The sequence below is a fragment of the Brassicibacter mesophilus genome, assembly GCF_050433385.1.
GTDB classification, from domain to species: domain Bacteria; phylum Bacillota; class Clostridia; order Tissierellales; family Proteiniboraceae; genus Brassicibacter; species Brassicibacter mesophilus.
On sequence record NZ_JBNPXI010000039.1, the window covers coordinates 21477 to 27476 of the forward strand.

Sequence of the window (6000 nt, forward strand, 5' to 3'; positions counted from 1 at the left end):
ATTTCCTTCCTTTTCTTAAAAAATTTTATTTATTACTGTAAATAAGAATAATATTATTTATGCGTTAATTAATCTTTTTGCTATACCATGATAAACAATGTTTGACAGACATTAAACAAATATGCGACATGCACAAAGAAACCAGCAAATTCATACTATATATTATATCAAGTTATATCTAAAATTGCTTAATAATATTAATGTTTTTATTGATAAATGCAATGTGATTCATCAGATGACAGATTTAATGAGGGGGTATTTTTGTGTTGGATAATAATTTAATTTATATAGATGTTTTCAAACATATAGAAGAAAGGGTCGAAAAGGTTGCTTTAGAAGAGATGGTAAAATTGATGGTGGCAGCACAAATAAATATTAACTTTCATTGCGAACTTATAAAAGCACAGGCAATAATAGCTAGAACACAAATAGCCAAGTTGGCCAAGGTTTTTAATGGTATGGGTTGTTCAAAGTATCAAGGATGTGATATGTGTGATGATCACTGTACAAAGGTTTTTGACTACGACTATTTGAGAAAACTGTGGGGAGCTCAATATGAAAAGAAAATGAAAAAGATTTCAAAAGCCGTAGAAGAGACCAAGGGGTTAATTATAACAGTAGATAATAAGCCTATAGAAGCTCGATATCATGATACTTGTGGAGGATCCACTGAGAATTCTGAGAATGTTATGGCAAATAGAGTACTTTATCTTAGAAAGGTGCTATGTGACTATTGCAATACTTCTCCGAACTGGGAAGGATATAAGCATATATCAATTAAAGAAATTGAAGATAAGCTTAATATTAGTTTTCCTAAGCTAAGACCAACCCTAAAATCTGAGATATGTGGATATATAGATGAGGTTAAGAGGGATGAACAGGGAAGAGTTATAAGTCTTAAAATAGCAGGGAAAGAATTCAAGGGTACTGAAATAATGGAGTTGCTAGGTCTTAACTCTACTAGATTTAGTTTTGCTCCAGATTCTATCATCTTCGTTACAAGAGGCAAAGGTGATGGACTAGGATTATGTCAATATGGGGGCAATCAGATGGCACTAGAAGGACATAATTTTTTTGATATTTTAAATTACTATTTTACTGGAATAGAAATAAAAAAACTGGAAAAACCATGTATAGAAAGACCTTTAAATGGAAGAATAATAATGATAGACCCTGGTCATGGAGGAAATAATAGTCAGGATGTCATAGGCAAACATGGAATAAAGGAAAAGGAAGTTGTGCTTAATATAGGTACAAAACTATCTGAATCATTAAGAAAACTAGGGGCAACTGTTTATTTGACTAGAGAAAAAGATGAATATGTTTCTTTAAGTAAAAGGGCAGAGTATGCAAATAAAATGAGGCCCGATTTTTTTATAAGCTTGCACTTGAACTCGTTTTCTAATTCTGCAATACACGGATGTGAAATATATCACTATAGAAGCGATAAAGATAGCGAAGCACTAGCTAAGTTTATTATGTCAAACTTAGTAAAGAATACTTCTATTCTTGACAGGGGAATCAGAACAGCTGATTTTTACCTGCTTAGAGAAGTATCAATGAGTTCTCTACAAATTGAATTAGAATATATTACTAATCCAGAACAAGAACTAAAGCTTGCTGATGACCATTATATCGACAAGATTGTAGAATCTATTGCATCGGGTATCGTAGAATATTATAGATACTAGTATAACTATGAAGATTTTTATATGATTTTGTTGCAAATTTGTATTTGACAAGGTTTATTAAAATGTAGTAAAATGAAATTTTATATTTGACAATAAAGCTATAATATGATAGTATTATATATGGCATATTCTGAAGGAAGGTGATTGTTTGTTAGAGAGAAACACTTTAGCAAAAATAAGAGCTAATGTAGAAAACTGCGTAGGTCAAAAAGTAAGACTCAAGGCTAACAAAGGTAGAAAAAAGACAACAATCAGAGAAGGAGTTATAGAAAGTGCCTACCCAAGCATATTCGTAGTAAAGATCGATGGAGGATACGATTCTATAAGAAGGGTATCTTATAGTTATTCTGATATATTGACAGAAACAGTAGAGGTTACTATTTGTAGTGAGGAAAAGAAAATACAGATAAGCTAAAATATAAGTCAAGGAAAATCCTTGACTTATATTTTTTGCATTTATAGCAAAGCAAAATAGTATTTGATATAATAAATTTATCAAAAAATATAGAAAAGGCGGGAATGATTTGAGACTGAAAATAATTTTAGCACTTATAATAGGTACACTTGTCTTAGGGGGTTGCTCTGATGCGAAAAGGAGCAATGTAAAATTACCAGGACTTGATGTATCAAAAGCTGATGAAGGTTCACAGGATAGCAGCAAAGAAGATATTGAAGAACAGAATGACCAGACTGTTGATGAGAGTAATCAAGATAGTGATAAAAATGTGAAGGATCAAAATGATGATATTCAGCAATATGAAAGTGATAAGCCTATAAACAATGAAAATCATCAAAATGATAGTGTTAATGAAGATAGTGAAGAGATTAGCATAGAAGGTGAATATATTGGACAAGCCCTCAATACTATAGAAAAGAACGGGATAACCAAGATTTACGAGGAGAAGGATACTAATAGTAAAGTAATATATAAAATGAAAGACTTAGAGAAAGTTGAACTTGTTGAGACTTTACCATATGGATGGTTTAAAGTAAAACTAAAAGACGGTAGCTTTGGATACGCTGATGCAAGGTATATCAGATCTAAAGAGATACCGCCTCATGAATATAACGAGAATGTAGATGGCTATGCTCTCATATTTAATCAGGATGATCAGTTATTGAAGATATATAAGGATGGAGAGCTAGTAAGTGAAGCTAAAGGTTCAGCAGGACTATGGGACAACTTCACACCAAAGGGTGTATTTGAGATAGAAAAAGGAAGAAGAGGAGAATGGTTTTACGTTAAAAGATTTGAACAGGGGATGAAATACTGGGTAGGCTTTAAAGGGACATATCTATTTCATTCATTGCCATTTACAGAAGACAAACAACTCATACAAGAGGAAGCAGATAAGCTAGGGCAACCGGCAAGCCATGGATGTATACGCCTCCCTGTTGATGTAGCAAAATATATTTATGATAATGTTCCGGTGGGATCCTTAGTGATTATTAATTAAACAGGATGTGATATATTGAAAGCTCAAGGCAACAGATTACTAATAGCTTTTATGTTTGTTATAATGTTTTTAGTTGCTATGAATGATAATGTAAGAGGTGTGTTTATTCCTTCGTTTAAACAAGACTTTACGGCAAGTAATACACAAATGGGTATAGTACTTGCCATGAGTTCGTTAGGGTATATAACCTTCACATACATTGGCGGTACCCTTTGCGAGAAAATAGGACATAAAAAAGTTATGGTAATGGGTTTTTTATTTGTAGCACTTTCCTTAGTAGGTCTATATTTGAGCTCTAGCTTTATAGTCCTTTTAATAGGTCTTTTTTTCTCAAACGTAGGAGTAGCATTATTAGCCATCTCTATAAATACTTTAATACCAGTTATAGTGACATCATTTCAAGCTCTGCTTATGAATATGATTCACTTCTGCTATGGTCTTGGTGCAACAGTGACTCAAAGAACAACAGGTGTCTTATTATTTAATGGGATTGAATGGAGAACTATATATTTGTTTATAGCAATACTTTTTGGTCTTGTAATGATTGTTTTTTTAGGAATTAAGGTACCTTCTTTTGAAATGAGTAAGGAGGACAGGAAAATAGACTACAAAGCTATTTATTCCAATAAGCTTTTATATTTTTATATGATAGCTTTGGGACTATATGTTGCTGCAGAGATGAGTACTGGAAACTGGTTTGTAAACTTTATGAAGGAAGTATATAGATATAATGAAAGTCAAGGAACATATTATACTGCTTTATTTTTCGGACTATTTACTCTCGGAAGATTTTTCGGAGGATTTATAGTAGAAAAAATAGGTGCAACAAAGAGCGTGTTGATATCATCTATATCCGCATTTGTTTTGTATACAATAGGGTTTTTACTAGGACAGAGAGGAATAGCTATAATAGCTGCTTCAGGTTTTTTCTTCTCCATAACATTCCCCACACTTGTATTAACTATAAGTAAAGTATTTAAAAAGAACAGTGCGTATATAACGGGAATAGTAGTAACAGTAGCGTCGACAGTGAGTATGATAATGAATCTTCTTATTGGATGGCTTAATGATTTAATAGGTGTTCAGAGCGCATACTATGCAATACCTATAAGTCTTGCACTAAGTAGTGTATTTGTATTTCTCATATATAAGAATACAAAGGGTGTTTTGGAATAGTTTAAATAAATATTTAAGATAGAAGAGAGCAAAGAGTGTACACTTTTTGCTCTCTTTTTTTGTTGGCTTAGAAAGCTTGAAAATACAATAGATACTTTAGAAGTAAATGCAAAAAAATAATGTATCCAATAATTTTTGTGAATAAAAAATTGCAGCAAGCATATAATTTTACAGTAGATGAACAGAATAATATGTATACAATTACACTTATTAGTAAATAATTCAGTAATGAATTGTAAAGAAACTAGAGTAAAGGGGATGATTACAATAGGAAGAAAAATTTTAAAATGGATAGGAAATATTATTTTTTTATTTCTAATTGTGATAGCTGTGTTGTCACTATATTCAGGGATACAAGCAAGAAGACATCCAGGAGTTATACCATCAATACTAGGATATAAACCTATGTCTGTTTTGTCTGGAAGCATGAGACCTCTACTCCAACCAGGAGATATGATAGTGGTAAAAGATGTTGATTATGAAAATGTGAATACAGGAGATGTAATAACTTTTAAGGTTAATGAAACTACTCTAGTAACACATAGAGTAGTAGATATATTGGAAGAAGATGGAACAAAAACATTTAGAACAAAAGGAGATGCTAATAATACAGAAGATAGTGGATTAATAACTCCTGAGCATTTTGTAGGAGTATTAGCATTTAGAATACCCAAAGGGGGTTACGTGGGAAATTTTATTAGAAGTCCTATTGGATTTGTGTTATTAATTTTACTGCCTATATTTTTCCTTATAGGAGGAGAAATAAAGAACATGTTGTCAGCGATGAATCAAGATAAACGTGAAGACTCTAATCATCAAGACAATGTGGAAATATAAATCATAGTATTTTCCTTATACATACCTTGGCAATGGAAGAGAAACTGCAGTACAGGAGGTGAACATTTATATATATAAAAATGGAAAAGGGATATCTCTGCCAAGATAGCCCTCCATAAAAAGAAAGACTTAAAAAAACCTTTCGTTATTATTGTATCAAAAAAGCCAAAAAAAATTATGGGACTTAAGGAGGAAATTTAAAAATGAGTAAAAAAGCGATATTAAGTTTAGTATTAATTGGTTTATTAGCATTTGGTGCAGGATTAGGATCATATGCATGGTTTACAAGCCAAGCAACTAGTACAGGCAATGTATTTGAGACTGGAACATTAGAAATTGGTGGAGACGACGGTGTTGTTCAGCAGCTAACTTCTGAAATGTCAGTGGATAATATTTATCCAAGCTGGACTTCAGGTGTTAAAACTATAAACGTTGAAAATACTGGATCATTAGAATTTAAATACAGAATGAGCGTAGAAGCTTTAGCTGAAAATCTTTTATACGATGGAGCTACTCCTTTACAGGTAAGTGTTAATGGTGGAGCATTTACAGATATTGATGAACTTGGATATGTAGAATTAGGAAATATTGCAGCAAATTCAACTGGCACATTTACAATTGAATTTATGCTTCCACAAGAAGCTAATAATGACTATCAAGGTGCAACAGCAGCTTTCACGTTTGTATTTGATGCAACTCAAGTTAATGCTCCTTGGACAGAATAATATTTAAACAATAAATAATTTAACCTGATGTGCTAGTAGAATTACATCAAGATAAATTTACCAATTTATTTTTAGAAAAAAATATGCTTCTTATAAACTATTACTGGATATATT

6 protein-coding genes are annotated in these 6000 nt (G+C 31.9%); all 6 read left to right on the top strand.

Annotated features, from left to right (window positions below):
- Nucleotides 1–263: 263 nt before the first annotated feature.
- A complete protein-coding gene (spoIID, locus tag HNR33_RS22065; RefSeq protein WP_429088020.1) occupies nucleotides 264–1691 on the top strand; it encodes a stage II sporulation protein D in 1428 nt (475 codons plus the stop codon).
- Nucleotides 1692–1839: 148 nt separating this feature from the next.
- Entirely contained in the window at nucleotides 1840–2106 is a 267-nt protein-coding gene (locus tag HNR33_RS22070) for a Veg family protein (RefSeq protein WP_429088023.1), read from the top strand.
- Nucleotides 2107–2215: 109 nt separating this feature from the next.
- Nucleotides 2216–3148, top strand: coding sequence for a L,D-transpeptidase family protein (locus tag HNR33_RS22075; protein WP_429088025.1), 933 nt, complete (start codon nucleotides 2216–2218; stop codon nucleotides 3146–3148).
- 15 nt (nucleotides 3149–3163) lie between these two features.
- Nucleotides 3164–4324, top strand: a complete 1161-nt coding sequence (locus HNR33_RS22080) for an MFS transporter (RefSeq protein WP_429088028.1) — start codon at nucleotides 3164–3166, stop codon at nucleotides 4322–4324.
- Nucleotides 4325–4501: 177 nt separating this feature from the next.
- Nucleotides 4502–5161, top strand: a complete 660-nt coding sequence (locus tag HNR33_RS22085) for a signal peptidase I (protein ID WP_429088031.1) — start codon at nucleotides 4502–4504, stop codon at nucleotides 5159–5161.
- Between the two features lie 203 nt (nucleotides 5162–5364).
- Entirely contained in the window at nucleotides 5365–5886 is a 522-nt protein-coding gene (locus tag HNR33_RS22090; protein WP_429088034.1) for a TasA family protein, read from the top strand.
- Nucleotides 5887–6000 lie beyond the last annotated feature (114 nt).